The following is a 25013-nucleotide window of genomic DNA, read 5'->3' on the forward strand; positions in this document are numbered from 1 at the left end:
GCAATCCGATTACGGCGTCATTCCGCCGGCATCGGCGGCAGAGCGGTGTCGCGAGCGGCTGTGGTCTCGGCGGACCTCGATCGCCGTGCCGGGACGAGCCGTTCGAAAGCCGTCAGGCCGGCCTGCAGGATGCGTTCGAGATGGGTCGCCAGCCTCGGCCAGAAGCGGCGGTCGAAGTGCGAGGCGAAGTCGCGGTTGACCCGCACGACGCGCCAATACGTCTCCTCCCAGTCGTGATACGCCTCGGTCAGCTCGCGGCTCTGCTGGTACGAGATGCGAAGCAGGGCGCAGTCGCAGTTCGCTTCGATCCGGGCGCTGCCGCCCAGCGGGTCGAACAGCACCCGGTGGCCGCTGGGCTTGTGGCGCAGCAGCCCGCGGCGGAGATCGAATTCGGTCGGGGAGGTGCGCAGCGCGACGATCATCGGGCTCACATCGAGATATGCCATGTCGATCCTCCTGAAGTGCCTCGCGGCGTTGGAGGTGCTCAACGGCGACGACGGGTTGCCCCCGCGTCGCGAGGCCACGGTCCCGGCCGGAGCGTTCGAAGACGGGCCTCGATCCCGGCTTGTGGTGGGCCCGGCCGCAATGGTCCCACTCGCGCCCGCCCCCCGATACGGGCCGAAGCGATGGTGCAGTGGAAAGATCATGGATCCGGAGTCGTCCGAGTCAATCGGCTGCGATGGCCTTCTGACGACGGACGCGGTGCTGTTCGAGGGTGGCGCCGATTGCCCTGCACACGGTGAACCAAGCGACCGCGGTCCAGGGCGCGATCCGCGACGACCTGGCCGACGGACGCACCTTCTACGCCCTGGAATGGCTGCTGCTGGAGCGGCCGGCGGCAATGCCAGCCTGATGACGATCGGGTAGGGTGGGGAAGTTCACCTCACCCCTTACCAGCTGCAGGCTTGGCGGAGCGGCTTGACGGCCTCTTCGAGACCGGCGATCGGCAACTCGGCGGTGATGGAGCTCTCGTTGAACGGGGTCGCCCGGACCAGCAGCATGGTGCCGCCGAAAAGCTCCTTGATGAAGGGGATGGCAGCACCGCCATTCCAGAGCCCCAGTGCTTCATTGTCGTTCGATTCGTCGAAGGACTTGATTCTGGCCGCGGCCTTGTCGAGCCGATAGGTGACTCGGCCGCCCCCGTTCAGGTCCGCCATGAACTGCCCGCCGAAATCGAACCAAAGACTGGTCTTGCGCTCGCGGCAGGCAATCCAGAACACCAGGTCCGACGGTTGTCCCAGGCGATCCGTGATCGGCTCGGAGGAAGCCACGCGGAGGAACACGTTTTTGGAATCGTCGATCTTCGAGATCTGCTCCTGGACCTGCCATTTGCTCTCGGCCGGTTGCGGCACAGCAGAGACGCTGGCCTTGAACTGCAGGTCGTAGCAGGCCAGCCGCTCCGTGTCGGCGGCGATCTTCGCGCAGTCTTCGGGAGAGGCGGCATAGGCCTGGTCGGTCGCGGCCGGCGCCAGAGCACCGAGGAATAGCCCTTTCAAGAACATCGCTACCGTCCAAATCGTTGTCTCAAATCGCGAATCTCAATCTCGCGTGGATGGTTGATCCTTCACAATAGCACTCGTGTGCGATCGTGCGACGACAGCAGGAGAGTGTCCGAAGGAGTTTATCAGTTTTCGAATGTGTTTTCATCGAATTGACATTTTGTACTATGTGATTATGTATTGCGAACCAAGCCGTCGCCGCGGCGGCCGCTACCGGAAATCAGGCGATGTCGACGATCACCCTTCCCGGCGGTCAGGCCGCTCCCCGTCTTGCCCAGGCGATCAATCTCCGCGTGGCCGGCCTGGCCGGGCTGGTGCTGTTGGCCGGAGTGCTGCTGCTCTCCGCGGTGATCGACGCCCGCCAGGCCGCGTTCTACGTCCTGGGCGCTGCGCTCGGCATCGTGCTGTATCACGCCGCCTTCGGCTTCACCTCGGCCTGGCGGGTGTTCATCGCCGACGGCCGCGGCGCCGGGCTGCGGGCGCAGATGGTGATGCTGGCGGTGGCCGTGCTGCTGTTCTTCCCGGCGCTGTCGGCCGGCACGCTGTTCGGCCAGCCGGTCAGCGGCAACATCTCGCCGCTCGGCGTCTCGGTGGTGGTCGGCGCCTTCCTCTTCGGCATCGGCATGCAGCTCGGCGGCGGCTGCGCCTCCGGCACGCTCTACACCGTCGGCGGCGGCTCCACCCGGATGGTGCTGACCCTGGTCTTCTTCATCGCCGGCTCGGCGATCGGCGCGGCGCATCTGCACTGGTGGACGGCCCAGCCATCGCTGCCCGCCGTCTCGGTGGTCACCAGCCTCGGCCTGTGGCCGGCGCTGCTGCTGAACCTCGCCATCTTCGCCGCGATCGCCGGCCTGACCGTGCTGCGCGAGCGCCGCGTGCATGGCGGCCTGGTGGCGCCTGAGGCGCCGGCGACGCGCGGCCTGCAGCGGCTGCTGCGCGGCCCCTGGCCACTGGTCTGGGGCGGCGTCGCCCTGGCGGTGCTGAACTTCGTCACCCTGGCCCTGGCCGGGCGGCCCTGGGGCATCACCTCGGCCTTCGCCCTCTGGGGCTCGAAGGCAGCGGCGCTGGTCGGGTTCGACCCGGCCAGCTGGCCCTATTGGTCGAAGCCGGCAACTGCCGCTGTGCTGAACGGCAGCATCCTCGCCGACGTCACTTCGGTGATGGATATCGGCATCGTCGTCGGCGCGCTGCTGGCCGCCGGCCTGGCCGGGCGCTTCGCCCCGGTCTGGCGGATCCCGGGCCGCCAGGTCGCCGCCGCCGTGGTCGGCGGGCTGCTGCTGGGCTACGGCGCCCGGCTGGCCTATGGCTGCAACATCGGCGCCTATTTCTCCGGCATCGCCTCGGGCAGCCTGCATGGCTGGCTGTGGCTGGTCGCCGCCTTCTTCGGCAATGTCGCCGGCACGTCTCTGCGCCCGGCCTTCGGGCTGGAGGTCGAGCGGACGCCGCGCCTCACCGGCTGCTGACATCGGACCGCGATCCTGGCTAGTCTGGCGGCCAAGGATCCAGAACAGAGCGGTGCCACGATGAGCTCCGAGATCTCCGCCAACCCGTTGCTCGCGCCCTGGGACACGCCGTTTGGCAGCCCGCCCTGGCAGCGGATCGCGGTCGACCATTTCCGCCCGGCCTTCGATGCCGCGCTGGCCGAGCATGACCGCGAGATCGCGGCCATCGCCGGCGATCCGGCCGAGCCCAGCTTCGACAACACCGTCGCGGCGCTGGAGCGCAGCGGCCGCGCCCTTCGCCGGGTCGCCGCCGCCTTCTTCAACCTGACCTCGGCGCACAGCAATGACGAGCTCGAGGCGGTGGAGCGCGATATCGCGCCGCTGCTGGCCCGGCACCACAACGCGATCCAGCAGCACCCGGCGCTGTTCCGCCGGGTCGACGCGCTGTTCGCCCGCCGCGCCGAGCTCGGTCTGACGCCGGAGCAGGACCGGGTGCTGGAACGCTACCATCTCGGCTTCACCCGCAGCGGCGCCGGCCTGGACGAGGCGGCGAAGCAGCGTCTGTCCGAGATCGTCGAGCGCCTGGCCACGCTGGGCACCCGCTTCGGCCAGAACGTGCTGGCCGACGAGAAGGCCTATGCCCTGGTGCTGGACGGCGAGGCCGACCTGGCCGGCCTGCCGCAGGAGTTGCGCGACGCGGCGGCGGCCGCCGCCGCCGATCGCGGCCAGCCGGGCAAGCATGCGATCACGCTCGGCCGCTCCAGCGTCGAGCCGTTCCTGCAGTTCTCGGCCCGGCGCGACCTGCGCGAGACGGCGTTCAAGGCCTGGCTCGCCCGCGGCGAGAGCGCCGCCGCCGACAACCGGCCGATCATCGCCGAGACCGTGGCGCTGCGGGCCGAGCAGGCGCGGCTGCTGGGCTATCCCAGCTATGCCGATTTCCGCCTGGCCGACACCATGGCCAAGACGCCGGAGGCGGCGCTGGGCCTGCTGAACTCGGTCTGGGTGCCGGCCCGGGCCCGCGCTTTGCGCGAGCAGGAGAAGCTGCAGGCGCTGGTGGCGGAGGAGGGCGGCAATTTCGAGATCGCCGCCTGGGACTGGCGCTACTATGCCGAGCAGCAGCGCAAGCGGGAATTCGACCTCGATGAGAGCGAGCTCAAGCCCTACCTGCAGCTCGAGCGCATCATCGAGGCCGCCTTCGACACCGCCCACCGCCTGTTCGGCCTGTCCTTCCAGGAGCAGAAGGGCGTGCCGGTGTGGCATCCCGATGTCCGGGCCTGGGAGGTGACGGGCCGGGACGGCCGCTTCGTCGGCCTGTTCTACGGCGACTATTTCGCCCGGCCGTCCAAGCGCAGCGGCGCCTGGATGGAAGCGATCCGCGAGCAGGAGAATCTCGACGGCGAGGTGCGCCCGATCGTCGTCAACGTCATGAACTTCGCCAAGGCGGCGGAGGGCACGCCGAGCCTGCTGAGCTTCGACGACGCCCGCACCCTGTTCCATGAGTTCGGCCATGCCCTGCACGGGCTGATGTCCGACCTGGCCTATCCGGCCATCGCCGGCACCAATGTGGCGCGCGACTTCGTCGAGTTCCCGTCGCAGCTCTACGAGCACTGGCTGGAGCGGCCGGAGATCCTGCGCCGCCACGCGCTGCACTACCGCACCGGCGAGCCGATGCCGGAGGAGTTGCTGCAGCGGGTGCTGGCGGCGCGCACCTTCAACCAGGGCTTCTCGACCGTCGAGTTCATCTCCTCGGCCCTGGTCGATCTCGACTTCCACGCCGCCGGCGCCGATGCGTCAGACCCGGCGGCGTTCGAGCGCGCCACGCTGCAGCGCATCGGCATGCCGTCGGCGATCGTGATGCGGCACCGGCCGCCGCATTTCCAGCATGTCTTCGCCGGCAGCGGCTATTCCGCCGGCTATTACAGCTACCTGTGGTCCGAGGTGCTGGACGCGGACGGCTTCGGTGCCTTCGAGGAGGCGGGCGACATCTTCGACCCGGCGGTGTCGGGCCGGCTGGCGGAGTTCGTCTATTCCGCCGGCTACCGCCGCGACCCGGCCGAAGCCTACCGCGCCTTCCGCGGCCGCCCGCCGGAGCCGGAAGCGCTGCTGAAGAAACGCGGCCTGGCCGAGGCGGCTTGAGGGTTCAGGCCGGTCGCAGGATGTAATGAACCGTCATGGCGAGGCGCGTAGCGCCGTGGCCATCCAGGGGGCGGTGCGAGCTGCCCTGGATGGCCACGCCCCTTCGGGGCTCGCCATGACGGATTAATTTCAGGCCTGCTCCTCCGCCCAGATCGCATCCAGCCCCTCGCGGAAGCTCGGATAGGCCAAGTGGACCCCGAGCTCGTCGATGATCCGGTCGATCTTCAGCCGCTTGCACTCCGAGTAGAACTCGCGGCCGAGCGGCGACAGGCCGGCCTGCCCGAACGGAATCAGCGGCGGCGGGTCGATGCCGAGCAGCCGGGCGGCATGCTCGATCGGCTCGTTCGGGCTGGACGGGTGGCCGTCGGCGACGTTGTAGATCGCCCCCGGAGCAGGCCGGCGCATCGAGGCCATCAGCACGCTGCCGATATCATCGACATGGATGCGGTTGAACACCTGGCCCGGCTTGTCGATGCGCCGCGCCCGGCCGTGCCGCAGCTGGTCGAACGCGCTGCGCCCCGGCCCGTAGATCCCGGCCAGGCGGAACACCTGCACCGCCACGCCGGTGCTCTGGAATGCACCGAACCAGGCACGCTCCGACTCCAGCCGCTTCCAGCCGCGCGGTGACCCAGGGGTCGGATCGGCGGTCTCGTCGATCCAGGCGCCGCCGCGGTCGCCATAGACCGAGGGGGTCGAGAGATAGCCCACCCAGCGCAGCTCGGGTAGCGCCTGCAAGGTCTCGGCCAGCGCCGGCACCGTCGGGTCGCCCGATTCCTCCGGCGAGATCGACTGGATCAGATGCGTCGTCCCGGCCAGCACGGTGGGATCGAGCTGCCGGTCCGGGCCGAAGGCATGGGCCTCGAATCCCTCGTCCTGCAGCCGCTCCAGGCGGTCGGCATCGCGCGTGGTGCCGGCGACCTGCCAGCCGAGGTCGCGCAGCCGCCGCGCCAGCCGGGTCATGCTGTAGCCGAGGCCGAAGACGAAGAGCCGTCCGGGTCGCAGATCGTCCATTGCGTGTCGCGTCACTGTTGCCTTCCGGAGGAAGCCTATAGCAATGTGCCGGCCGGGACGTCGACGGTGCGTCCCGCGACGCCCCCGGGATGCTCAAGGGCAACGGGGTCTTTCGACGGATAGATCCAAGCGATATCCGCGCGTGCCGCCCACCGTCCGCTGCCGGGATTCCGGCCGTGCCGGCATGGCGTGGAGCCAGGAGGGCATGATGGCGGGCAAGCTGGGCGTGATGATCTGCGGCCATGGCAGCCGGGACGAGGGGGCCGTGGACGAGTTCGCCGCCGTGTCCCTGCAACTGCGCCGCCGCCTGCCGCAACACGAGGTCGATTACGGCTATCTCGAATTCGCCCGGCCGATCATTCGCGACGGGCTGGACCGGCTGCGCGCCAAGGGCGTGACCGAGGTGCTGGCGATTCCCGGCATGCTGTTCGCCGCCGGCCACGCCAAGAACGACATCCCGTCGGTGCTGAACACCTACCAGGCGCAGCATCCGAGCCTGACCATCCGCTACGGCCGCGAGCTGGGCATCGACGTGAAGATGCTGCGCGCCGCCGGCGAGCGGGTGCAGGAGGCGGTGGAGATCGCCGATGCCAAGCGGGAAGACGGGCCGGTGCCGCTGCACGAGACCATGCTGGTGGTGGTCGGCCGCGGCGCCTCGGACCCCGACGCCAATTCCAACGTCGCCAAGGTGATGCGGATGCTGTGGGAGGGCATCGGCTTCGGCTGGGGCGAGACCGCCTATTCCGGCGTCACCTTCCCGCTGGTCGAGCCGGCGCTGGAGCATGCGGCGAAGCTCGGCTACCGCCGCATCGTCGTGTTCCCGTACTTCCTGTTCACCGGCATCCTGGTCGACCGGATCTATGACGCCACCGACGCCGTCGCCGCCCGCCATCCGGGCATCGAATTCGTCAAGGCGCGCTACCTGAACGACCACCCGCTGGTGCTGGAGACGCTGGAGGAGCGGATCGCCGAGATCCTCGCCGGCACCGGCAACATGAACTGCCAGATGTGCAAGTACCGGATGCAGGTGCTGGGCTTCGAGGCCGAGGTCGGCCTGCCGCAGGAGAGCCACCACCACCACGTCGAAGGCATCTCCGGCGGCCCGGCGCACCATCATGATCACGGGCACGACCACGATCATGGGCATCACCATGACCATGGCCACGACCATCACCACCACGGCGATCACCGCCACCATCACCATCATCACGATGACGGCCATCACCACCACGAGCATGATCACGGTCATAGCCACGATCACGGTCACAGCCATGACCATGGCCATCACCACCATCCCTATCCCCATGCCGACCATCCGCTGGGGCCGAAGAGCCTGAAGAAGGCCGGGTGAGGGCCGGGATGCCGCACGCCTATCTCCGCGACCCGGAGGCGATCTACCGGCAGTCCTTCGCCACCATCCGGGCGGAGGCGCGGCTGGAGCGGTTTCCGCCGGACGTGGCCGGGCTCGCCGTCCGGGTGGCGCATGCCTGCGGCATGGTCGAGGTGGTGGACGACCTGCTGTTCACCCCTGATATAGCGACCCGCGGCCGGGCGGCGCTGGCGTCCGGCGCGCCGGTGCTGGTCGATTGCCGCATGGTCGAATCCGGCATCATTCGCTCCCGCCTGCCGGCCGGGAATGAGATCGTCTCCCTGATCGGCGACCCGTCGCTGCCGGAGCTGGCGCGCCGCCTGGGCACCACCCGCTCGGCCGTGATGGTCGAGCTGTGGCGCGACCGGCTGGACGGCGCGGTGGTGGCGATCGGCAACGCCCCGACCGCCCTGTTCCGGCTGCTGGAGCTGCTGCAGGAGGGGGCGCCGCGGCCCGCCGCCATCCTGGGCTTCCCGGTCGGCTTCGTCGGCGCCGCCGAATCCAAGGCGGCCCTGGCCGAAAGCGACGTGCCCTTCCTGACCCTGCCGGGCCGGCGCGGCGGCAGCGCCATGGCCTCGGCCGCGGTCAACGCCCTGGCGCGGGAGGGGATCTGATGACCCCCTGGCTCAGCATCATCGGCATCGGCGAGGACGGGCTGGACGGCCTGTCGCCCGGCGCCCGCGCCCTCTATGACGGCGCCGAGATCGTGGTCGGCGGCAAGCGGCACCTGGCGATGGTGCCGGAGGACGGCCGCCGTCGCATCCCCTGGCCGCCGCAGCTGCTGGCCCTGGTGCCGGAGATCGAGGCGCTGCGCGGCCGCCGAGTCTGCGTCCTGGCCAGCGGCGACCCGATGTGCTTCGGCGTCGGCGTCACCCTGTCACGCCGCATCCCGATCGCCGAGATGGTGGTGCTGCCGGCGCCGTCCGCCTTCAGCCTGGCCTGCGCCCGGCTCGGCTGGCCGCTGGTCGAGGCCCGCATGGTGACGCTGCACGGCCGGCCGCTGGAGCTGGTGGTGCCGCATCTGCAGCCCGGGGCGAAGATCCTGGTGCTCAGCGCCGACCGCACCACCCCGGCGCGGCTGGCCGAGCTGCTGCGCCGCACCGGCTGGGGCCGCAGCGGCTTCGCCGTGCTGGAGCGGATGGGCGGGGAGGGCGAGCGCCTCACCCGCGCCACCGCCGCCGATTGGGGAGATCGCGAGGTCGACGATCTCAACACCATCGCGCTGGACTGCGTCGCCGGGCCGGAGACGCGGGTGCTGCCGGCGGTGCCGGGCCTGCCGGACGATGCCTTCGCCCATGACGGCCAGCTGACCAAGCGCGAGGTCCGGGCCATCACCCTGGCGGCGCTGGCGCCGTCGCCCGGGCAGGTGCTGTGGGATGTCGGCGCCGGTTGCGGCTCGATCGCGATCGAGTGGATGCGCAGCGACCCGCGCTGCCGGGCCGTGGCGGTCGAGCGCGACGATGGCCGCCTGGCCCTGATCGCCCAGAACGCGGCGGCGCTGGGCACGCCCTTCCTCAAGGTGGTGCGCGGGGAGGCCCCGGCGGCGCTGGCCGACGACCTGCCGCGCCCGGATGCGGTGTTCATCGGCGGCGGCATCACCGCGGAAGGCGTGGTCGAATCCTGCTGGGCCGCGCTGCCGCCGGGCGGCCGGCTGGTCGCCAATGTGGTGACGGCGGAGGGCGAGGTCGCGGTGATCGGCCACCAGTCCCGGCTCGGCGGCAGCCTGTCCCGCATCGCCGTGTCGCGGGCCGAGCCTGTCGGCGGCTACCAGGGCTGGCGCCCGCTGATGCCGGTGACGCAATGGGCCGTCACGAAGCCGTGGGGGCAGGCATGACCGGCACCCTCTATGGCCTCGGCGTGGGCCCGGGCGATCCGGAGCTGGTGACGCTGAAGGCGCTGCGCCTTCTGCGGGCGGCGCCGGTGCTGGCCTATCCGGCGCCGGATGTCGGCGACAGCTTCGCCCGCGCGATCGTCGCGCCGCATCTCCAGGGCGGCCAGGTGGAGATCGCCATCCGCGTGCCGATGCGGGTCGATCCGGCCCCGGCCCAGGCGGTCTATGACGCCGCGGCCATCGAGATCGGCGGCCATCTCGACGCCGGCCGCGACGTCGCGGTGCTGTGCGAGGGCGACCCGTTCTTCTACGGCTCGTTCATGTATCTGTTCGGCCGGCTGGCGGAGCGCCACCGGGTCGAGGTGGTGCCCGGCGTCTCCTCGCTGACCGCCTGCGCCGCCGCCACCGGCCTGCCGCTGGCCGCCCGTAACGACGTGCTGACCGTGCTGCCGGCGCCGCTGCCGGAAGAGGAACTGCGGCCGCGGCTGCACGCCGCCGAGGCAGTGGCGATCATGAAGCTCAGTCGACACTTCAAGAAGATATCGCAATTGCTTGAAGAAACTGGATTGTATGCCAGCGCGCGCTATGTCGAGCGGGCCACGCTGGGCCATCAGCGCGTGCTGAAGCTGAGCGAGGTCGATCCCGAAACCGTGCCCTATTTCTCGATGATCCTGGCGCATCGGCGCGGGGCGGCGTGGCGATGACGGCGCTGATCACCCTGACCCCGGGCGGGCTCGCCACCGCGCAGCGCCTCAAGCCGCTGCTGCCGGGTGCGGCGATCCACGCGCCGTCCTGCCGCGTCACTGGCGCCGACATCGCCTTCGGCAAGCTCGCCGAGCATCTGCGGACCCTGTTCGCGGCGGGCGAGCCGATCATCGGCCTCTGCGCCGCCGGCGCCCTGATCCGCATCCTGGCGCCGCTGCTGGCCGACAAGCGCAGCGAGCCGCCGGTGCTGGCGGTGGCCGAGGATGGCAGCGCGGTGGTACCGCTGTTGGGCGGCCATCACGGCGCCAACGACCTGGCCCGGCGGGTGGCCGAGATCCTCGGCATCGCCCCGGCGATCACCACCGCCGGCGACCTGCGCTTCGGCGTGGCGCTGGACGATCCACCGTCCGGCTGGCGGCTGTCGGAAGCCAGCGATTACAAGAGCTTCGCGGCCGATCTTCTGACGGGCGAAACCGTCCGCCTGGACGGCGATCTGCCCTGGCTGGCGGAGGCCGGGCTGCCGCTCGATCCGAATGCGCGCAAGGTGATTGTCGCCGACATCCGGACCCTGCCATCCGATCCCGACCGGCTGGTGTTCCACCCGGCGGTGCTGGCGGTCGGGGTTGGCTGCGAGCGCGGCGCCGATGCGGCGGAGATCGAGGCGCTGATCCGCGGCACCCTGGCCGAAGCCGGGCTGGCGCCGGAAGCCGTGGCCTCACTGGTTTCAGTCGACCTCAAGGCCGACGAGACCGGGCTGCAGGCGGCGGCACGGGCGCTCGGCCTGCCGTTGCGGGTGTTCGATCCGGCGACGCTGGAGGCCGAGACGCCGCGCCTCGCCAACCCGTCCGAGGTCGTGTTCCGCGAGATCGGCTGCCACGGCGTGGCCGAGGCGGCGGCGCTGGCCGCAGCCGGGGAGGGCGGGCGCCTCATCGTCGCCAAGCGCAAGTCCCGCCGCGCCACCTGCGCCGTGGCCGAGGCACCGGCGATCCTCGACCCCGACCGCATCGGGCGGAAGCGCGGCACGCTGGCGCTGATCGGCATGGGCCCGGGCCGGGCCGACTGGCGGGCGCCGGAGGCCGACCGCCTGATCGCCGCCGCCACCGACCTGGTCGGCTACAGCCTCTACATCGACCTGCTCGGCCCGGCCGCCGCCGGCAAGGCGCGGCACGACTACAAGTTGGGCGAGGAGGAGCTGCGGGTGCGCGCGGCGCTGGACTTGGCGGCGGAGGGGCGGGACGTCGCCCTGATCTGCTCCGGCGATGCCGGCATCTACGCCATGGGCAGCCTGCTGTGGGAGCTGATCGAGCGCGGCGGCCGGCCGGACTGGCGCGGGGTCGAGGTCACCACCGTGCCCGGAATCTCGGCGATGCAGGCGGCCGCGTCCCGCATCGGCGCGCCGCTGGGCCATGATTTCTGCGCCATCTCGCTGTCCGACCTGATGACGCCCTGGCCGGCGATCGAGCGGCGGATCACTGCGGCGGCGCAGGGCGATTTCGTCGTCGCCTTCTACAACCCGGTGTCGCAGCGCCGCCGCTTCCAGCTGGCGCAGGCCCGCGAGATCCTGCTGGCGCACCGGCCGGCGGCGACGCCGGTGGTGCTGGGCCGCAATCTCGGCCGCGACGGCGAGACCCTGACCGTCACCACGCTCGGCGACCTCACCGTCGAGATGGTCGACATGCTGACCCTGGTGCTGGTCGGCTCCTCGGAAAGCCGAGCGCTGACGCTCGGCGACGGCACCCCGCGCGTCTACACGCCGCGCGGCTATGGCGACAAGCCGGAGGCGCAGCGGGCATGACCGTGCATTTCATCGGCGCCGGGCCCGGCGCCCCGGATCTGCTGACCCTGCGCGGCCGCGACCTGATCGCCCGCTGCCCGGTCTGCCTCTATGCCGGCTCGCTGGTGCCGGAGGCGGTGGTGGCGCATGCGCCGCCCGACGCACGGGTGATCGACACCGCGCCGCTGCATCTCGACCAGATCATCACCGAGATCGAGGCCGCCCATGCCCAAGGCCAGGACGTCGCCCGGGTGCATTCCGGCGACCCGTCGCTGTACGGCGCGATCGCCGAGCAGATCCGCCGGCTGAAGGCGCTGGGCATCCCCTACACCATCACCCCCGGCGTGCCCGCTTTCGCGGCGGCTGCCGCCGCCCTGGGCACCGAGCTGACCCTGCCCGACGTCAGCCAGACCGTGATCCTGACCCGGACCACGATGAAGGCCTCGGCCATGCCGCCGGGCGAGGAGCTGGAGACGCTGGGCCGCTCCGGCGCGACGCTGGCGATCCACCTGTCGATCCGCAACATCCCGGCGGTGCGGCGGGCGCTGGAGCCGACCTACGGCGCCGATTGCCCCGTGGTGGTGGTCTACCGCGCCACCTGGCCGGACCAGCAGATCATCCGCGGCACCCTGGCCGATATCGGCGCCAAGGTGCGCGCGGCGAAGATCACCCGCACCGCGCTGATCCTGGTCGGCCGCGTGCTGGGAGACACCGAATTCACCGACAGCGCCCTCTACGACCCGGCGCATGTCCATGTGCTGCGCCCCAAGCGCGGCACGAAAGTTGCTTCGATATGAAACGAACTACCCCCCTTTTGTCATTGCCGGGCTTGACCCGGCAATCCAGAGGCCACCGAGAGCTGTTCGGGCCGCCCTGGATGCCCGGGTCAAGCCCGGGCATGACAGGAGTGGGGATTGCCTTGATGTCTGCATCCTGACCCCTGGAGACCCTGCAATGAAACTCGCCAAGACCCTCGCCCTGACCGCGCTGGCGACGCTGCTGCCGGTGGCGGCCTATGCCCATCCGGGGCATGACGTGGTCGGCTTCTCGGCCGGCTTCGCGCACCCGTTCTCCGGCCTCGACCACATCCTCGCCATGGTCGCAGTCGGCATCTGGGCTGGCCAGGTCGGCGGCCGCTATATCTGGCAGGCGCCGCTGGCCTTCCTGACCCTGATGGCGGTCGGCGGCATCGCCGGCATCCAGGGCCTGGGCCTGCCGATGGTCGAGCTCGGCATCGCCGGGTCGATCATCGTCTTCGGCGCCCTGATCGCGCTGGCGGTGCGGCCGGTGGCCTGGGTCGGCATGGCGGTGACCGGGGTCTTCGCCGTGTTCCACGGCTACGCCCATGGCGCCGAGATGCACCCGGATTCCTCGGCCGTGACCTACGGACTCGGCTTCATCGCCGCGACCGCGATCCTGCACGGCATCGGCATCGGCGCGGCGCTGGGCCTGAACCGGCTGCGCTTCGCCCCGGTGGAGCGCGCGCTCGGCGCCGCCATCGCCGTGGCCGGCGTGGTCATCGCGGCCGGCTGAGCCAGTCCAGCGCCCCGGCGACGTCCGGCACCGCCGGCGTCGCCAGGGGCGCCGGACGCCGGATCATGAGCACCGGGATCGCCGCCTCGCGCGCCGCCGCCAGCTTCGCCGCCGTGGCGTCGCCGCCGGCATTCTTGGCGACGACGGCGCGGATGCCGTGCCGGGCGATCAAAGCGCGCTCGCCGTCCAGCGTGAACGGGCCGCGCTCGCTCAGCAGTTGGCAGTCCGGCGGCACGTCTTCCGGCGCCGGCGCCTCGATCGAGCGCAGCACGAAGCGCAGGGCAGGGCATCGCCGGAACGGCGCCACCTCCTGCCGGCCCAGGGTCAGCAGCACCGCGGCACCGGCCGGCAGCGCCCCGGCCAGCCAGTCAGCGGCCGCCTCGGCATCGGCCACATCGATCCAACGGTCACCCGGCGCCGGCGTCCACGCCGGCCGCTCGATCCGCAGCAGCGGCACGCCCGCCTTGGCGCAGGCGGCCGCGGCATTGGCCGACATCGTCGCGGCGAAGGGGTGGGTGGCGTCGATCACCCGCTCGATCCGCCCGGCCCGCAGATACGCCGCCAGCCCGTCGACTCCGCCGAAGCCGCCGACCCGCACCACGCCGGGCAGCGCCGCCGGCGCCCGGGTCCGCCCGGCCAGCGAGGTGGTGACGTCCCAGTCCCCGGCCTCGGCCAGGGACCGGGCCAGCGCCGCCGCCTCGCCGGTGCCGCCCAGGATCAAGAGCCGCCTACCAGCCATCGGCGGCCCCCACCAGCCCGCCCTGGCGGTCGAACACCAGGATCTCGACCGCGACGCCGCTGCCCTCGACCACGCCTTGCGCCGTCGCCTGGGCCCGCCGGGCGACGAAGTCGGCCAGGGCGATGCCGGCGCCGGAGGCCAGGTCCAGCACCTGCTTGGCCGTGTTGGCCCGCCGCGCCTGCTCGACCAGCCCGCCAGGGGCGCCGGCCTCGGCCAGCCGGTCGCCCAGCCAGTCGAAATCGACCTCGCTGCGGCCGGAATGCAGGTCGAGGAAGCCCTGCGCCAGCTTGGTCAGCTTGCCGAAGCCGCCGCCGATGGTCAGGCGCGGGATCGGATGCGCCTTCAGGTATTTCAGCAGCCCGCCGGCGAAATCGCCCATGTCGAGCAGCGCCGTGTCCGGCAGGCCATAGCGCGCCACCACCGCGGCCTCGGAGGTCGACCCGGTGCAGCCGGCGACATGGGGCAGGCCCAGCGCCCGGGCGACGTCGATGCCGCGATGGATCGAATGGATCCAGGCCGAGCAGGAGAAGGGCACGACCACGCCGGTGGTGCCCAGCACCGACAGGCCGCCGACGATGCCGAGCCGCGGGTTCCAGGTCTTCCGCGCCAGCCGCTCGCCATCCGGGATCGAGATCTCGATCACCATGTCGCCGGGGTCGCCATGCTCGGCGGCTATGGCGGAGACAACCTCGGTCATCATCCGCCGCGGCACCGGATTGATCGCTGGCTCGCCGGGCGGAATCGGCAGGCCGGGCAGGGTGACGGTGCCGACTCCCGGGCCGGCCTTGAAGGCGACGCCCGACCCGGCTGGCCCACGACGCACCTCGGACACCACGAGCGCGCCATGGGTCACGTCCGGGTCGTCGCCGGCGTCCTTGATGATGCCCGCGCGCGCCCAGCCGTCACCGCGGCCCTCCAGCGCCAGGGCGAAGGCCGGAGTCTCGCCGCGCGGCAGGGTGATCGCCACCGGGTCCGGGAAGCGGCCGGTCAGCAGCGCGGTATAGGCGGCGGCGGTCGCGGCGGTGGCGCAGGCGCCGGTGGTCCAGCCGCGCCGCAAGGGTCCCTCGGGTTTGCGGGCCATGATGGGTTTCGATACAGGAAGCGTCGCACACTGCCTAGCGGTGTCGCCGCATGGCTTTTAAGGTTCCGGTGATGGTTGATCTTCCCTTGTCCTTTCCGGCCTTCGAGCCCGGCTGGGTCTGGCTGGTCGGCGCCGGCCCCGGCGATCCCGGCCTCTTGACCCTGCACGCGCTGCACGCGCTGCGCTCGGCCGATGTCGTGGTCTATGACGCCCTGGTCTCGGAGTCGATCATCGGCCTGGCCGCGCCGGGCGCGGTGCTGGAATTCGCCGGCAAGCGCGGCGGCAAGCCATCGCCGAAGCAGCCCGACATCACCGCCCGGCTGATCCAGCTGGCCCGGTCCGGCAATCGCGTCCTGCGGCTGAAGGGCGGCGACCCCTTCGTCTTCGGCCGGGGCGGAGAGGAGGGGCTGGCCCTGGTCGAGGCCGGCATCCCGTTCCGCATCGTCCCCGGCATCACCGCGGGCGTCGGCGGCCCGGCCTATGCCGGCATTCCGGTGACGCATCGCGACACCAACCATGCGGTCACCTTCCTGACCGGCCATGACGCCACCGGCGACGTCACCGCCGGGGTCGCCTGGGACGCGATCGCGCGCGGCTCGCCGGTGATCGTGGTCTATATGGCGATCAAGCACATCGCCCGGATCGCCGCGCATCTGATCGAGGGCGGCCGGTCGCCCGCCGAGCCGGTGGCGGTGATCAGCCGGGCGACGACGCCGCAGCAGCGGGTGCTGGAGACGACGCTGGCCGAGGCGGCCGAAGATGTCGCCGCCCAGGGCATGGAGGCCCCGGCCGTGGTCGTGGTCGGCGAGGTGGTGCGGCTGCGCCAGGCGCTCGATTGGCTCGGCGCCCTCGAGGGCAAGGCCCTGACCCCGGACCCGCTCGGCACCCGTTCGAAGGGCGAGGCGGGATGATGGCGTCGACGCCCATCCCCCTCACCCTCCCGTCGCCTGCGGCGCCGGGCCCCTCCCTCTCCCCGAGGAGAGGGGATTCTGAGCTGATCTCGCTTCACCTCTCCTCGGGGAGAGGTCGAAATCGCACAGCGATTTCGGGTGAGGGGGCGAGCACGGTCCCTCCGGCTAACGCGGTCTAGCCATGCCTGCGCCCGTCCTGATGATCGCGGCGCCGGCCTCCGGCAGCGGCAAGACGGTGGTGACGCTCGGCCTGCTGCGGCATCTGCGTGACCGCGGCGTCGCCGTGGCCTCGGCCAAGTCCGGGCCGGACTATATCGACCCCGCCTTCCACGCCGCCGCGAGCGGCCGCGCCTGCGTCAATCTCGACGCCTGGGCGATGCGGCCGGAGATGCTGGATGCGCTGGCGGCGCGGCAGGCCGAGGGCGCCGATCTCCTGATCGTCGAAGCCGCGATGGGCCTGTTCGACGGCGCGCCCGGCCCCGGCTCGGTCGGCGACGGCTCGGCCGCCGACCTCGCGGCCCGCTTCGGCTGGCCGGTGGTGCTGGTGCTGGATGCCGGCGGCCAGGGTTTTTCGGCCGCCGCGGTGCTGGCCGGGTTTCAGGGATTCCGCGACGACGTCCGGATCGCCGGAGTGATCTTCAACCGGGTCGGCAGCGCCCGCCACGCGGCGATCCTGCGCCGCGCCGCCGCCCATGCCGGCCTGCCGGTGCTGGGTCTCGTCCCGCGGCTGCCCGCCCTGGCACTGCCCTCCCGCCATCTCGGCCTGGTCCAGGCCGGCGAGCACGCAGCGCTGGAGACATTCCTGGCGGCGGCCGGGGATGCGGTCGGGGCGGAGGTGGATATAGAACCTTTGAAGCGAGTTGCTCTAATGAGTCCCCCCTCCCCCCGCGGAAGGGGGGACTCGGATGGTTTCATCCCTCCCCTCGGCCAGCGCATCGCCGTCGCCGGCGACACCGCCTTCGCCTTCGCCTATCCGCATCTGCTGGCCGCCTGGCGCGAGGCGGGAGCGGAGATCCTGCCGTTCTCGCCGCTGGCCGACGACGCGCCGGACCCCTCCGCCGACGCGGTCTACCTGCCCGGCGGCTACCCCGAGCTCCAGGCCGGCCGGCTGGCAGGCAATCGCCGCTTCCTCGACGGGCTGCGCGCGGCAGCCGGGCAGGGCCGGGCGATCTATGGCGAATGCGGCGGCTACATGGTGCTGGGCACCGGGCTCACCGACGCCGAGGGCCGCCGCCACGCCATGGCCGGGCTGCTGCCGGTCGAGACCTCCTTCGCCGAGCGCAGGCTGCATCTCGGCTACCGCCACGCCGCGCTGGCCGCCGCGACGCCGCTCGGATCCGCCGGTACCGCTTGGCGCGGCCACGAATTCCACTATGCCTCGATCCTGTCCGAAGGGCCGGGCGAGGCGCTGTTCGAGGCCTGGGATGCGGAGGGCGCGCCGCTCGGCCGCCTCGGCCGGCGCGCCGGCTCCGTCTTCGGCTCCTTCTTCCACCTGATCGACCGGGCATGAGCATGGTTCCGCATGGCGGCGATCTGGCCGCGGCCGAGGCCCGCTGGGGCCGTCCCACCGAGGGCTGGCTCGACCTCTCGACCGGCATCAACCCGGCGCCCTATCCGGTCCCGGCGATCGATCCCGCCGCCTGGCACCGGCTGCCGCAGCACGACCGGCTGCGCCGGCTGCTGGAGACCGCGCGGTCGTGCTACGGCGCCCCGGCGGACACGCCGATCGTCGCCGCGCCCGGCACCCAGATCCTGATCCAGCTGCTGCCGCGGCTGCACCCCGGCGCCCGGGTGGCGATCCTCGGCCCGACCTATGGTGAGCACGCCGCCTGCTGGGCCGCCGAGGGCGCGGCGGTGGCGACCGTCGGCGCGCTCGAGGAGGCCGTGGCCGCCGATGTCGTGGTGCTGGTCAACCCGAACAACCCGGACGGCCGGATCATCGAATCCAATCGCCTGCTGGCCCTGGCCGACGATCTGGCGGCACGCGGCGGCCTGCTGGTGGTCGACGAGGCCTTCGCCGAGGTCACGCCGGGCGCGAGCATCGCGTCCGCGGCCGGACGTCCCGGCCTGCTGATTCTCCGATCGTTCGGTAAATTCTTCGGCCTGGCCGGCATCCGTCTCGGCTTCGCCCTGGGGGCGGCGGCAGAGATCGATCGGCTGGCGCGCCTGCTCGGCCCTTGGTCCGTGCCGGGTCCGGCGATCGAGATCGGCATCGCGGCACTGTCGGACCGGGGCTGGCAGGACGAGACCCGGTCGCGCCTTTTGGCAGCTGCCAAAAGGCTCACCGGCTTGCTCACCGCCCATGGCTTCGCCGATCGCGGCGGCACCGATCTGTTCCGGCTGGTCGAGCATCCGGAGGCGGCGCGGCTCTGGGACCGGCTCGGCCGTGCCGGCATCCTGGTCCGGCCCTTCCCGGACCGGCCGGCGCTGCTGCGCTTCGGCCTGCCGGGCGACGAAGCCGGCTTCAGCCGGCTCGCTGCCGCTCTCGGCTAGGAATCCGCCTCGGGCCGCGGCCAGGCGTTGCGGGCCCAGTTGCCGACATAGGAGGCCAGGACCAGCGAGACGCCGGTGCCGATCCAGGTCGACTGGCCCTGCAGATGGAACCAGACGACGAAGGCGGCGAGGCCGGCCGAAGCCGCGAACAGGAACAGCGCGGGCAGGCGGCTGCCGACCCGGATGTCGGCGGAGGCGGACATCTCGGCGCCCGGGCCGGTCAGCCGCGTCGTCCGGCGCGGGTCGCTCTCCTGCAGCTCGACCGTCACCCGGCCTCGCCGGGCGCGGGCCGCGCGGCGGCCGCGGGCCGTGCGGCGGCCGCGGCCCGAGGTGAGCGAGACCAGGATCATCGACCCGACCATCGCGGCCACCGCCCAGTCGAAGGCGATCACCATCACCAGCGCGGTCGACGGGCGATGCTCGGTCCACCAGAGATGCCGCACCAGCAGGAACAGCAGGATCGCGCCGGCCGTGAACATGCCGCCGACCAGCAGCATCGCGGAGGGCATGCGGGGTTTCGTTCGCTTCGGCATGCTGCGACCATAGCGGGGCCGCGGTCCAGCTTCCACACCACCAGGGCGTCGCCCTCCTGCACGAAGGCCAGGGCTGCTGTCAGACCCGGCCGATCGGCTTTGCCGCCGGACCCGTTGACCTGGAACACCGGGCGCAGCCGGCCTGGGCAAGAGCGTCAAGCTGCGATACCGGATCCTGGTCGGCCGTCGAAACCCGAGCGTAGCCGATCCTCCGCCATGCATCGGCCGCTGTCCGAAAGCCCGTCCGGCAAACCATCTGTCAGACGTCGGCATGGAAGGCTTGCCGCCGGCTCTGGCCGATGAGCGGCGGCCCCATAGCCCGTCCTCGGACGCGGTGAGCGCGGCCCGCCGGCGGGGCCACGGCCTTGCGGTCCTTCCTCGAGACGACGTCCAGGCTGTGCCGCAGCAGATGGACGATGCCGGTCGGACCGTCACCTCGGGGTCTGTTTTTCTGCCTCGACCACAACAGAATAGAATGAAAGCACAGGTACCTAAAGATAGACAGAGGACTAAATTTTCATCAAATCCAGATCGCTCTTGCGTATTATTTGCGAAATACGGCCCGGTTGCCGAAATAAGTTGACTCACATGTAGTTTGAAAGGAATTTATTCACTAGAAAATACAAGAGATGTCTGCGACAAATAAGGCAAATCCCATGGATCATTATAATTTCGACGAAGAAATCGCCGTTGCCGAACGTGAACCATTAGCAATCGTCGGGATGAGTTGCCGGTTCGCGCCGGATTTGGATGGGCTGGATCCCTACTGGAACTTTCTTTGCAACGGTCAGTCTGCCGTTCGAGAGGTCCCCCCCGAACGATGGGCGCCTTATGAGCAAGCAAGTCCGGAAGCATCGGCAGTGCTTCGTCGCGCAACGAGGCGCGGCTGCTTTATGGACGGAATTGAAGATTTTGACGCAGAATTCTTTGGAATATCGGCGCGTGAGGCTGAATCTATTGATCCGCAGCAGAGGATTGTCCTTGAGCTGGTGTGGGAGGCGCTGGAGCATGCCGGGATACGGCCTAGTCAACTCAAGGGAAGTAAAACTGGCGTATTTGCGGCAGCTGGATCGGTCGATTACGGGCATCAGATGTATGCGGACTTTGCGCGCATTGAACCATGGGCTCTCAATGGTGGAATGCTTTTTGGTATCGCCAATCGGGTCTCCTACGTGCTCGATCTCCATGGCCCCAGCCTGGTTGTGGATACGGCATGTGCGGGTTCGCTCACGGCGTTGCACTTAGGTTGCCAAAGCCTCTGGGACGGCACCGTTCCGATCGCCGTGATCGCTGGCGTGAACATCATGACTTTCCCCGGAGTGCTGCTGGCATTGGATGCGGCAGGAGCGACTTCGAAGGATGGGTGGTGCAAGTCGTTCGACGCCGGCGCCGACGGATACGGGCGCGGAGAAGGGGCTGGCGTCCTTATCTTGAAGCGCCTATCCGATGCCGAACGTGATCACGATCGCGTCTTGGCCGTCATACGGACCTCCGGCATTTTCCAGGACGGACGAACGGCTGGAATGATGGCGCCAAATGGCGATGCCCAGGAGCTGATGCTGCGGCAGCTCTATGAACAGGCTCGCATTCCTACTGAATCTGTTCAGTATATCGAGGCGCATGGGACAGGAACCCGGCTTGGCGACAAGGCGGAGTTGACCGCCCTTTCGCGCGTCTTCGGTCTGGGGCGGAGCAGCGGCGCCGAATGCCTCGTCAGTTCGGTTAAGCCCAATGTCGGTCACCTGGAGGCCGCTGCCGGCATGGCTGGTCTGATCAAGGCCGTTATTTCACTCAATCGGGGTCTTTTGCCGAAGAACCTCCATCGAACGCTTAATGGTGAGATTGACTGGGATGCAGCGGGGATCAGGATCGTCTCGGAATTGACGAGTTGGCCTTCTGCAACTACGCCCAGGCGGGCGGGGGTCTCGAACTATGGTGTCGGCGGTTCGCTTGCACATGTTGCCCTCGAAGAGAGCCCTAAGGCCAGGCAGGCATCGATGGGCCGACAGGCCCTCCCCGCCGCAAGACTTTTCCCATTCTCAAGCCGTTCGCAAGAAAGCTTGACCCAATATGCACGCAAGTTTGCGCATTGGATCGAGGCCAATCCTCAGGAGGATCTGGACGATATCGGATACACGCTGAGTTGGCGGCGCGATCACCTGAGCGTAAGGGCAGGCATCATAGCCTCGACAAAAGAAGAGCTGCTGGCCGCGTTGCAAAGCATGCCGACCGGAACCGTGTCTGAGCACTACGCAACGGGGCCGATCCTGAACAACAAGAGCCGTGGCGTCGTATTTGTTTTCTCGGGTCATGGCGCCCAATGGGACGGAATGTGCCGCGAGTTGCTGCAGAATGAGCCCGTCTTCGCGTCGGAACTGGATTCGCTTGAGAAAGTGTACCGGGAGGAGTTGGGATATTCTCCACGCGAGGCGTTGGAGCTTGGGGATTTCTCTTCTGTTGAGCGAACCCAGGCGATGATTTTTGCTGTGCAGATCGGGCTGACCGCCTTGTGGGCCAGCAAAGGTCTGACACCGGCCGCGGTGATTGGGTATTCCGTTGGTGAGATTGCGGCTGCCGTCGCTGCTGGAGCCCTGGAAAAGATATCGGCGGCCCGTTTCGTGTGCCGGCGGGCGGCCATCTTGCAACGGCTTTCCGGACAAGGCGGAATGCTGATGGTCAACCTTCCGTTCGACGACGTGAAAACGCGTCTCGGCCAAGAGGTCCGCGTCGTCGCGGCCATTGCCGCAAGCCCGGCTTCCACGATCATTTCGGGTGACATCGGTGCAATCTCGCAAATATGCGACGATTGGGCGGAGGAGGGCCTCGTTACGCGACGTGTCGCGACGGACGTTGCGTTTCACAGTCCGCATATCGACCGAGTTCGAGAAGACATCCGTGCTGCATGCGCCGGGCTGGTTCACCTGACGCCGACGATTGAGATGTACAACACGACATTGAATGATCCGAGAGCCCAAGTCAGCCGCGATGCGGAATTCTGGGTCAGGAACGCCAGGGATCCTGTTCTCTTTGAGCAGGCAGTGACGGCCGCTATGGCGGACGATTTCAATCTATATTTGGAGGTATCGACAAGACCGACAGTCTCGCATTCGCTGAGGGAAACGGCGATTGCGAAGGGTAGAGAAGATGTCGTTGTTTCTCCGACAATCAAAAAGGATTGTCCGGAGCGGAGCGGCATGATGGCCAGCTTGGCCAATCTCTATTGCCATGGCGCTGATCTGGTGTGGCACGAGTCCTTCCCGCAGGCTCGCCTGGCCGATCTCCCTCCGACAAGCTGGAATCACCGTAAGTACTGGACGAAAGCGTCGCCAATCACCTCCGCCGGTGGGCGAGGGCACATTCCGGAAAGTCACACCCTGCTTGGTTCTTGTACGACTGTTCGCAGCACCCCAACGAGCTACGTGTGGAGATCGCAACTCAACTTTGAGTCCCGCCCGTATCCGGGAAAGCATCCGGTGTTCGGGGTGGAAATCGTTCCTGCTGCGGTATTGCTGCATTCGTTCATGCAGGCAGGGGCACGCCATGCGCGGCTGCCTTGCCTCAAGGACATTTCGTTGCATACGCCGGTGGCTGTCGAGCAGGTGCGCGATATTCAGTTGGTCAAGCAGGGCAACAAGATCGAGCTGGCAAGTCGACTCGTCGACGAAGATGGTCGAGAGAAGGCAGAGGACGATCACTCGTGGACAACCCACACCACCGCGACGTTTGCATGGGATAGTGATCGGGCCTGGCAGCCGAGCGTCGAGGAGTATAGGGCGCGATGCACGGAGCATGTGACGCGGGATGCCATTGAAGAACTCTTTCAACGGAAGGGAATCGGCGGATATGGCTTTGAATGGTTGCTTGGCGAGCTTTATCGATGCAGTAACGAAATAATCGCGACGATGGAAGTGTCGCCAGCTATGGCCGGAGGGAACAGCTGGGCGGCGGTTTTGGACGGTGCGTTGACGATAACCCCTTTGCTGCTGCCTGACGACGGCGCGATGCGGATGCCCGCTCATGTCGCCAAGGTGGCAGTAGGGCCGCGCTTGCCAACGAAATTCACGGTTCTTGCGCGCGCCAGGGATGCTGGCGGCGGCTCGGAAAGCGCGAGCATGGATCTCGTCATATTTGATGATGAAAAAGGAGACGTTGCGGCTTGGATAGAAGGCCTCGCGTTTGGCCTTCTGGATAAGGAGAGTGACTTCGGGATCCTCACCAGTGAGCCTGTCTTTGTCGAGCACTGGGAGGAGCTTGTGATCAACGGAGAGAAACAGCACCCCTTACCACAGTTGGTGTTGTTGGGAGAGGAGAGCGGTACCGCTCTGCGGCTGGCGGCCGGCCTGAGGCAGGCGGGTATCGAATCTGAGCTGTGTCCGTTCGTCGATGCGGTCCCGTTGGAAAAGCATGACGTTCTGGTGATCGTGCTCGGTTCCGATTTGATCGCCGGCGAAACTCCGGAAGAAAATGTCGAGCGGAATGCATGGCATCTCATGTCGACGATACGCTGGGCAATTCAGGCCAAAGACACTTGTCCCGGCCTCCGAGTGGGTTGTTTGACCACTGGCGTAAGAGGTATGGAAACTCAGGAGACCCTCGGACAATCAGTGCTTTGGGGTATTTCGCGCATTATCGCGGGTGAGCGTCCGGACCTCTGGGGTGGGCTCTACGACATGGAGCCGCAAGATTTGGCGAGCGCGGAAGCGGCTTCTCGTTTGCAGTCGGTTCTTCTGAATACCGAAGAAGACGTCATTGCCGTCACCGCACGTGCTGCGGAGGGCCTGCGATTGATCCCGGCCCCGGCAGAAAGGGAAGGCCCCGCGATCGAGTCGTTTTGTACTGCAGATGCGACCTATCTTGTTACCGGAGGCTTAGGGGCGTTGGGCGTACGCGCCGCGCAGTATCTGGTTAACAACGGAGCGCGGCGTCTCGTTCTGACCAGTCGCAGAGGCTTGCCGCCTCGGAGCGAATGGGCGTCGATCACCGCTCCTGAAACGCGCGCGACGATTGATTGTATCCGTGATATCGAGAGCCAAGGCGTGACGGTGCTACCCCTTGCGCTCGATGTGTCGGATGAACGTGCTGTCGCTGCAGCCCTCTCCGAATCCGCGCTCGGCATGCCGCCCATAAAGGGCATCGTGCACGCGGCGGGGGTCTTCAAAGGTGGAATGCTGGACCAGGTTGAGCGCAAGGACCTTCGCGATGTGTTGAGGCCCAAAGTGAATGGCACGCTGGCTCTTCATAAGGCCTTCCCTCCTGGTTCGATCGATTTCTTCGTCCTTTTCTCATCTTCCGGACAGATCGGTCGGCTGACAGGACAGGGGAGCTACGCTGCCGCAAACTCGTTCATGGATGGATTCGCCAGGTATCGAGCACGAAATGCCTCGGACAGGACCCTGAGCATTGGTTGGATGGCGTGGGAACGCCTGGGGATGTCGAAGACCATCGGCGTGTCGTTGCTGGAGGCGAGAGCGGTCGGTGTCGATGCGATTAGCGTGTCGACGGCGTTCAGGTCCTGGGATATCGCGCAAAAAGGATCGGCCGCCTATGTTGCCGTTTTCCGCCCAAACATTTCGGATCCGGCCGCTCGGCCACTGCCGGTTTTGAGCCGTTTGACGAACGATGTCGCCTCCGATGAGGCCCCATCTGGAGCGGATCCGTGGGCATCCGTGCCTCAGGAAGCACTATTGGATTGGCTCGTAACTGATATTCAGAGAATAGTAGCCGGCGAGCTTCGGTGCTCACCGACAGATGTTCTGCCCAAAAGATCACTGGTCGATATGGGGGCGGACTCCTTGATAATGGTCGTATTGCGGATCAGATTGGCGCAGCAATATAAAATTGAAATGCCTCCGACACTGATATGGAACCATCCAACGGTCGAGGCAATCGCCAGGTATGTTCGAGGGTCGCTATGTGCCGGTGCAGAAAGCGAATGACCGCTGCCTGGCCCGCCATG

At 68.6% G+C, this 25013-nt stretch carries 20 protein-coding genes and 1 pseudogene; 14 read left to right on the forward strand and 7 right to left on the reverse strand.

From position 1 onward, the window contains the following. Positions 1–17: 17 nt before the first annotated feature. Positions 18–446, reverse strand: coding sequence for a hypothetical protein (locus tag FFK22_RS16215; RefSeq protein WP_138889742.1), 429 nt, complete (start codon positions 444–446; stop codon positions 18–20). 269 nt (positions 447–715) lie between these two features. Between FFK22_RS16215 and FFK22_RS42985 the strand changes: the two genes are divergently transcribed. Continuing rightward, entirely contained in the window at positions 716–853 is a 138-nt protein-coding gene (locus FFK22_RS42985; protein ID WP_186002490.1) for a hypothetical protein, read from the forward strand. 37 nt (positions 854–890) lie between these two features. Here FFK22_RS42985 and FFK22_RS16220 read toward each other — a convergent pair whose 3' ends face one another. Next, a complete protein-coding gene (locus FFK22_RS16220; RefSeq protein ID WP_138889743.1) occupies positions 891–1502 on the reverse strand; it encodes a type VI secretion system-associated protein TagO in 612 nt (203 codons plus the stop codon). A gap of 224 nt (positions 1503–1726) precedes the next feature. On the opposite strand from FFK22_RS16220, the gene FFK22_RS16225 reads away from it, so the two are divergent. Continuing rightward, complete coding sequence (locus FFK22_RS16225) at positions 1727–2962, forward strand: YeeE/YedE family protein (protein WP_138889744.1); 1236 nt, start codon at positions 1727–1729, stop codon at positions 2960–2962. Positions 2963–3022: 60 nt separating this feature from the next. Further along, positions 3023–5077: a M3 family metallopeptidase gene (locus FFK22_RS16230; RefSeq protein ID WP_138889745.1), complete on the forward strand. Its 2055-nt coding sequence runs from the start codon at positions 3023–3025 to the stop codon at positions 5075–5077. A gap of 129 nt (positions 5078–5206) precedes the next feature. Here FFK22_RS16230 and FFK22_RS16235 read toward each other — a convergent pair whose 3' ends face one another. Next, complete coding sequence (locus FFK22_RS16235; protein ID WP_186002491.1) at positions 5207–6088, reverse strand: SDR family oxidoreductase; 882 nt, start codon at positions 6086–6088, stop codon at positions 5207–5209. 142 nt (positions 6089–6230) lie between these two features. Here FFK22_RS16235 and FFK22_RS16240 point away from each other — a divergent pair, with 142 nt between their 5' ends. The 7 genes from FFK22_RS16240 to FFK22_RS16270 all read left to right on the forward strand — a co-directional run bounded on the left by FFK22_RS16240 (position 6231) and on the right by FFK22_RS16270 (position 13300). Beyond that, a complete protein-coding gene (locus FFK22_RS16240) occupies positions 6231–7439 on the forward strand; it encodes a sirohydrochlorin chelatase (RefSeq protein WP_221938636.1) in 1209 nt (402 codons plus the stop codon). A gap of 8 nt (positions 7440–7447) precedes the next feature. Further along, on the forward strand, positions 7448–8071 hold the full coding sequence (locus FFK22_RS16245) for a precorrin-8X methylmutase (RefSeq protein WP_138889746.1): 624 nt from the start codon (positions 7448–7450) through the stop codon (positions 8069–8071). After that, positions 8071–9291, forward strand: coding sequence for a precorrin-6y C5,15-methyltransferase (decarboxylating) subunit CbiE (cbiE, locus tag FFK22_RS16250; protein WP_138889747.1), 1221 nt, complete (start codon positions 8071–8073; stop codon positions 9289–9291). The genes FFK22_RS16245 and cbiE overlap by 1 nt, the downstream gene beginning before the upstream one ends. After that, a complete protein-coding gene (gene cobI, locus FFK22_RS16255) occupies positions 9288–9992 on the forward strand; it encodes a precorrin-2 C(20)-methyltransferase (protein WP_138889748.1) in 705 nt (234 codons plus the stop codon). Before cbiE ends, cobI begins: the two co-directional genes overlap by 4 nt. After that, positions 9989–11788, forward strand: coding sequence for a precorrin-3B C(17)-methyltransferase (gene cobJ / locus FFK22_RS16260; protein WP_138889749.1), 1800 nt, complete (start codon positions 9989–9991; stop codon positions 11786–11788). The genes cobI and cobJ overlap by 4 nt, the downstream gene beginning before the upstream one ends. Beyond that, positions 11785–12564 carry a precorrin-4 C(11)-methyltransferase gene (gene cobM / locus FFK22_RS16265; protein ID WP_138889750.1) on the forward strand — a complete coding sequence of 260 codons (780 nt, stop codon included), beginning with the start codon at positions 11785–11787 and terminating at the stop codon, positions 12562–12564. The genes cobJ and cobM overlap by 4 nt, the downstream gene beginning before the upstream one ends. 157 nt (positions 12565–12721) lie before the next feature. Then, entirely contained in the window at positions 12722–13300 is a 579-nt protein-coding gene (locus tag FFK22_RS16270; RefSeq protein WP_138889751.1) for a HupE/UreJ family protein, read from the forward strand. On the opposite strand, the gene FFK22_RS16275 is transcribed toward FFK22_RS16270, so the two are convergent. Further along, complete coding sequence (locus FFK22_RS16275; protein WP_138889752.1) at positions 13284–14039, reverse strand: cobalt-precorrin-6A reductase; 756 nt, start codon at positions 14037–14039, stop codon at positions 13284–13286. The genes FFK22_RS16270 and FFK22_RS16275 overlap by 17 nt on opposite strands. After that, positions 14029–15120, reverse strand: a complete 1092-nt coding sequence (locus FFK22_RS16280) for a cobalt-precorrin-5B (C(1))-methyltransferase (protein WP_138889753.1) — start codon at positions 15118–15120, stop codon at positions 14029–14031. The genes FFK22_RS16275 and FFK22_RS16280 overlap by 11 nt, the downstream gene beginning before the upstream one ends. Before the next feature lie 71 nt (positions 15121–15191). On the opposite strand from FFK22_RS16280, the gene cobA reads away from it, so the two are divergent. The 3 genes from cobA (at position 15192) to cobD (ending at position 18524) form a co-directional block, all read left to right on the forward strand. Beyond that, complete coding sequence (gene cobA / locus FFK22_RS16285; protein ID WP_138889754.1) at positions 15192–16031, forward strand: uroporphyrinogen-III C-methyltransferase; 840 nt, start codon at positions 15192–15194, stop codon at positions 16029–16031. Positions 16032–16212: 181 nt separating this feature from the next. Continuing rightward, the gene (locus tag FFK22_RS16290; RefSeq protein WP_138889755.1) at positions 16213–17541 is read left to right on the forward strand and encodes a cobyrinate a,c-diamide synthase; all 1329 of its coding nucleotides are present in this window, start codon (positions 16213–16215) and stop codon (positions 17539–17541) included. Then, on the forward strand, positions 17538–18524 hold the full coding sequence (gene cobD, locus FFK22_RS16295) for a threonine-phosphate decarboxylase CobD (protein WP_143956829.1): 987 nt from the start codon (positions 17538–17540) through the stop codon (positions 18522–18524). Before FFK22_RS16290 ends, cobD begins: the two co-directional genes overlap by 4 nt. Here cobD and FFK22_RS42990 read toward each other — a convergent pair. Next, on the reverse strand, positions 18521–19033 hold the full coding sequence (locus tag FFK22_RS42990) for a hypothetical protein (protein ID WP_186002494.1): 513 nt from the start codon (positions 19031–19033) through the stop codon (positions 18521–18523). The two genes, cobD and FFK22_RS42990, sit on opposite strands and share 4 nt — an antisense overlap. Before the next feature lie 44 nt (positions 19034–19077). Next, positions 19078–19313, reverse strand: a pseudogene (locus FFK22_RS44430) (recombinase family protein); the annotation flags it as partial. A 400-nt stretch (positions 19314–19713) separates the two neighbouring features. Between FFK22_RS44430 and FFK22_RS16305 the strand changes: the two are divergent. Continuing rightward, positions 19714–24993, forward strand: coding sequence for a type I polyketide synthase (locus FFK22_RS16305; RefSeq protein ID WP_186002492.1), 5280 nt, complete (start codon positions 19714–19716; stop codon positions 24991–24993). The last annotated feature ends 20 nt before the right edge of the window (positions 24994–25013 follow it).

The organism is Mycobacterium sp. KBS0706 (assembly GCF_005938675.2).
In the GTDB taxonomy this organism is placed as follows: domain Bacteria; phylum Pseudomonadota; class Alphaproteobacteria; order DSM-16000; family Inquilinaceae; genus Inquilinus.